Origin of the sequence: Nocardia carnea (genome assembly GCF_029869215.1) — a bacterium.
Classification (GTDB): domain Bacteria; phylum Actinomycetota; class Actinomycetes; order Mycobacteriales; family Mycobacteriaceae; genus Nocardia; species Nocardia carnea_B.
On sequence record NZ_JARWPM010000165.1, the window covers coordinates 1 to 4841 of the forward strand.

At 69.7% G+C, this 4841-nt stretch carries 4 protein-coding genes and 2 pseudogenes; 5 read left to right on the forward strand and 1 reads right to left on the reverse strand.

The genetic code is table 11. The features are described 5' to 3' along the window. Nucleotides 1-238: pseudogene (locus QH276_RS35520) on the reverse strand (hypothetical protein); the annotation flags it as partial. A gap of 1 nt (nt 239) precedes the next feature. Here QH276_RS35520 and QH276_RS11230 point away from each other — a divergent pair. From QH276_RS11230 to QH276_RS11250, 5 genes and pseudogenes are all read left to right on the forward strand, one after another. Beyond that, nucleotides 240-1130: a metal ABC transporter solute-binding protein, Zn/Mn family gene (locus QH276_RS11230; RefSeq protein ID WP_432278593.1), complete on the forward strand. Its 891-nt coding sequence runs from the start codon at nt 240-242 to the stop codon at nt 1128-1130. 261 nt (nt 1131-1391) lie between these two features. Then, entirely contained in the window at nt 1392-2252 is an 861-nt protein-coding gene (locus QH276_RS11235) for a metal ABC transporter ATP-binding protein (RefSeq protein ID WP_280398189.1), read from the forward strand. After that, nucleotides 2253-3119: a metal ABC transporter permease gene (locus QH276_RS11240; RefSeq protein WP_280398186.1), complete on the forward strand. Its 867-nt coding sequence runs from the start codon at nt 2253-2255 to the stop codon at nt 3117-3119. Nucleotides 3120-3199: 80 nt separating this feature from the next. Then, the gene (locus QH276_RS11245) at nt 3200-4369 is read left to right on the forward strand and encodes an acyl-CoA dehydrogenase family protein (protein ID WP_280398187.1); all 1170 of its coding nucleotides are present in this window, start codon (nt 3200-3202) and stop codon (nt 4367-4369) included. A gap of 268 nt (nt 4370-4637) precedes the next feature. Further along, nucleotides 4638-4841, forward strand: a pseudogene (locus QH276_RS11250) (acetoacetate--CoA ligase); the annotation flags it as partial.

Genomic DNA, 4841 nt, shown 5'->3' on the forward strand with positions numbered 1-4841 from the left:
CGAGATCGATATGCTCGGCCCGTTCGTCGTCGGCGTCCACGCCGATCTCCCGCATCCTGGTCAGATCCAGGCATACCGAACCCGAGCGGACCGCGCGGACCGCCAGCGCGGCGGCGAAAAGCACCGGTTCCCGCGTCTCCCGGGGCCCCCCCCCCCCCGCCCCCCCGGGGCGGGCCCCGGAAACACTGCCTGCTAAAGTAAAACGGAAACGATTTCCATTAAACTCTGGTAGGTACACCGTGTTCTTGAAGTCTGCCCGCAGCGCCCTGGTTCTCACCGTCGGCGTGGCGACGGTCGCGGCGCTCTCCGCCTGCGGTGATTCCGGTGAGAATTCGGATAAGCCGCAGGTGGTCGCGTCCACTAATGTGTGGGCCGATATCGCGAGCGCGGTGGCCGGCCCGGATGCCGAAGTCTCCGCGATCATCTCCGACCCGGCCGCCGACCCGCACTCCCACGAAACTTCGGCCGCCGAATCCGCGCAGATCAGCGATGCCGATCTCGTGGTTTTCAACGGCGGGCACTACGACGAGTTCATGGAGGAGGCGATCGAGGGCCGCGATCAGCGCGCCGTCGAAGCCGTCGCCGCCCGCGACAGCGAGATCGCCGAGGATACGAACGAACACATCTGGTACGACATGGAGACCGTCGCACGGGTGGCCGAGCAGATCGGCACCGCACTCGGCGAACTAGATCCCGCGCACGCGAGCGCGTACACCGATCGCGCCGCCCAGTTCACCGGCCGGCTCGATGCGATCACCACGCTCACCGACCAGACCGCCGCCGAGCACCCGGACACACCGGTCCTGCAGACCGAGCCACTGGCGTACTACCTGCTCCAGGACGCCGGCACAGTCGACAAGACCCCGCGCGACTACCAGGAAGCGATCGAACAGGAAACCGACCCCGCGCCGGCTGCCGTGGCCGCGACCCGCGATCTGATCACCGGCCGGAAGATCGACGTGCTGATCTACAACGTCCAGACCGAGGACAAGATCAGCAAGGATCTGCGGGCGGCCGCCGATACGGCCGGTATCCCTGTGGTAGAGGTCACCGAGACGCTGCCGCCCGGGCTCGATTTCGTGGCCTGGCAGACCCGCAACGCACAGGCACTGGCCGACGCCGTCGGCTGACCCGACAGAAGCGACGAACGGATGCACCCGATGAGCGATACCGCGTCGGCGAACGGTCGCGGCTCGTCCCCGGATACGGCGACCGACCGTGGTACCGGCTCGCCCGGAAACAGCGGCCGAGCCACCGCCGGCGCCGCGCGGCCGGTCGCATCGCCCGGCGGACGGGACGCCCGGTCACCCGACGGGAAAGGCCCGTTACCGGCCGGCACGCGGAATGCCGGATCGACGGATACCGCCCGGACCGGACCGGCGGCGGTAGCGCTGGAATCGGCGACCCTCGCCTTCGGCGACCGCACCCTGTGGCGCGACCTGGACCTCAGCGTCGGCCGCGGCGAGTTCATCGCTGTTCTCGGGCCCAACGGGTCCGGGAAGACCTCGCTGCTCCGGGTGCTGCTCGGCCAGCTCGCGCTATCCGCCGGGCGAGCCCGCATCGGCGGGGCCGAGCCGCGCGCCGGGCACCCGGATATCGGCTACATCCCGCAGCAGCGCACCATCGACGCCGGCGTGCAGTTACGCGGGACCGACCTGGTCGGGCTCGGGGTCGACGGACATCGCTGGGGGCTCGGCCTGCGCGGTCGCGCCGAACGCCGCCGCAAGGTCGCCGCCGCCATCGCCGATGTCGGGGCCGAGCGGTTCGCGAAAGCGCCGCTGGAAAGTATGTCGGGCGGCGAACAGCAACGGTTGCGGGTCGCGCAGGCGCTGGTCGGCGACCCGGCGGTCCTGCTCTGCGACGAACCGCTGCTCAGCCTCGACCTGGCCAGTCAGCAACTGGTCGCCGGCCTGATCGACGCGCGGCGCCGCGAACACGGCACCGCGGTACTGTTCGTCACCCACGAGATCAACCCGATTCTGCCGCTGGTGGACCGGGTGCTCTACCTCGTCGACGGGAAGTTCCGCATCGGCACACCCGACGAGGTGATGACCTCGGCCGTGCTGTCCGAGCTGTACCAGACCGAGGTCGATGTGCTGCGCGTCCGCGGCCGGCTGGTGGTGGTCGGCACCGGCGACACGATGGACGCGCTAGGCACGGCCGGAGCGCATTGCCATGGTGAACCCGGCACCCCGCATATCCCCGAACCGGCCACCGAGCCCGGCCGGCAACCCCGACAGGCACATACCTAGATGGACAAGCTCTCCGACGTGCTGGCACAGATCTTCGATCTGCGGACCACCGTTCATCTGCTCGGCTACGACTTCGTCCAGCAGGCCGTCCTCGCCGCGGCCCTGCTGGGCCTGCTCGCCGGGGTGATCGGTCCGCTGATCATCAGCCGGCAGATGTCGTTCGCGGTGCACGGCACCAGCGAACTCTCGCTGACCGGCGCCGCGGCCGCGCTGCTGGTCGGCGCGGGGGTCGGCGTCGGCGCGATCGCGGGTTCGGTGGTCGCCGCGGTGCTCTTCGGTGTTCTCGGCACCCGCGCCCGGGAACGCGATTCGGTGATCGCTGTGGTGCTCTCGTTCGGCCTCGGGCTGTCGGTGCTGTTCCTCTGGCTCGGCCCCGAACGTGCCGGGTCGAAGTTCTCGCTGCTCACCGGGCAGGTCGTCAGCGTCGGGTTCAGCGGGCTGACACTGCTCGCCACCTGCACCGCCGCGGTCCTGGCGGTACTCGCGGTGGTCTACCGTCCGCTGCTGTTCGCCAGCACCGATCCGGAGGTCGCGGTGGCCCGCGGGGTCCCGGTGCGCGCCCTGTCGATCCTGTTCGCGGTGATGCTCGGTATCACCGCCGCGTTCGGTGTCCAGATCGTGGGCGCACTGCTGGTGCTCGCCCTGCTCATCACCCCGGCCGCCGCGGCGGCCCAGCTCACCGCCGACCCGATGCGGGCCACGATTCTCGCTGTAATCTTCGCCGAGGTCGCGGCGGTCGGTGGCATTCTGCTCTCGCTCGCGCCCGGGGCTCCCGTCTCGACCTTCGTCACCACGATCTCGTTCGCGATCTATCTGGTCTGCCGCGTGATCGGCGCGCGGCAGCGACAGGTCGCCCGCGTGCGGTAGATATTGCGGGCAGGTGCCTTCAGTCGGGGCCCCAGAGTTTCGTATGCTCGTCGCGACGCTCCCGGAACGAAGGGCACTTCATGATCGACTTCACTATTCCCGCCGAACTGGCCGCCGAACGGGACCGGATCCGCCGGTTCGTCGCCGAGAAGATCGTGCCCTACGAGCGCGACCCCCGGCTCACCGCGCACGGCCCCACCGACGAACTCCGGCAGGAACTGGTGGAACTCGCCCGCGCCGAGGATCTGCTGACCATCCAGGCCCCCGAGGAACTGGGCGGCCGCGGGCTCACCCATATCGAGCAGGCCGTCCTCTACGAGGCGGCGGGCTGGTCCACCCTCGGCCCCGTCGCTATGAATTGCGCGGCCCCCGACGAGGGCAATATGTTCCTGCTCTCCAAGATCGCCGATCCGGAGCAGACCGCGCGCTACCTGAAGCCGGTCGTCGACGGACACCAGCGGTCGGTGTTCGCCATGACCGAACCCGACGGCGCCGGCTCCGACCCGGGCCAGCTGGCCACCACCGCCACCTTCGACGGCGAGAACTTCACCATCGAGGGCCGCAAATGGCTGATCACCGGCGCGAACGGTGCCAAGACCTGGATCATCATGGCCAAGCTCGCCGAGAATCCCCATCTGCCGGCCGGCCCGACCCTTTTCCTCACCGACGGCGATCAGCCGGGCATCATCATCGAACGCACCATGAACACCATGGACCGCAATTACGTGGCAGGGCACTGCGTGGTCCGCTTCGACGGCCTCACCCTGCCGAAATCCGCACTCCTCGGCGAGGCAGGCCAAGCCCTGCGCTACGCCCAGCTACGCCTGGCCCCCGCCCGGCTGACCCACTGCATGCGCTGGCTCGGCGCCGCCGAACGCGCACAGAGCATCGCCGTGGACCATGCCAAAACCCGCACGGCATTCGGCAAAACCCTCGGCGAACACCAGGGTGTGTCGTTCATGATCGCCGACAACGAGATCGCCCTGCACCAGTGCCGGCTGACCATCTGGCACGCCTGCTGGCTCATGGACCAAGGCGAAAAGGCACGCCACGAGAGCTCGATGGCGAAATCGTTCGTTTCCGAGGAACTGTTCAAGGTCGCCGACCGCTGCGTGCAGATTCTCGGCGGTATCGGCGTCAGCGACGAAACCGTCGTCGAAATGATCTTCCGCGATATGCGCCCCTTCCGCCTCTACGACGGCCCCACGGAAGTCCACAAATACGCCATCAGCCGCAAAGTGCTGCGTTGATTTGCGGCGCCTGCGGCTGTGTCGATTGGCGGGGCCCGCGGGGCCCCCGGGGGGGGGGGCCCCCCCGGGCCCGCCGGGGGGGGAGCACCAACAACCCCGGCGCGCCCCGCGCGGCGCGGGGGGGGCGCCGCCCCCGGCGGGCGCGGCCGCGGCGGGCCGCCCGGCCGGGCGGGGGGGCCTCCCCCCCCCCCCCCGCGCCCACCCGCGCCCCCAACCCCCGCGCCGCCGCAGGCGGCGCAAAACAAACACAGCACAGGAGGTTGGGGCGGTGGAACCGCAGTGGGTGCCGAGTGGACGGGATATAGCCGCTGCCCGGGTCACCGATTTCGCGCGGTTGGTCGAGGCGCGGACAGGTGCCACGCTTCCGGACTATCACGCCCTGTGGCGGTGGTCGGTGGACCATCTCGCCGATTTCTGGGGCGCGTTGTGGGAGTACTTCGACCTCGGTCCCGCCCCGGATACGGTGCTGTCG

What these genes read in the sequence shown, in the direction of transcription:
- QH276_RS11245 (WP_280398187.1), top strand. Translation starts at nt 3,200, where the DNA reads ATGATCGACTTCACTATTCCCGCCGAACTGGCCGCCGAACGGGACCGG.
- QH276_RS11240 (WP_280398186.1), top strand. Translation starts at nt 2,253, where the DNA reads ATGGACAAGCTCTCCGACGTGCTGGCACAGATCTTCGATCTGCGGACC.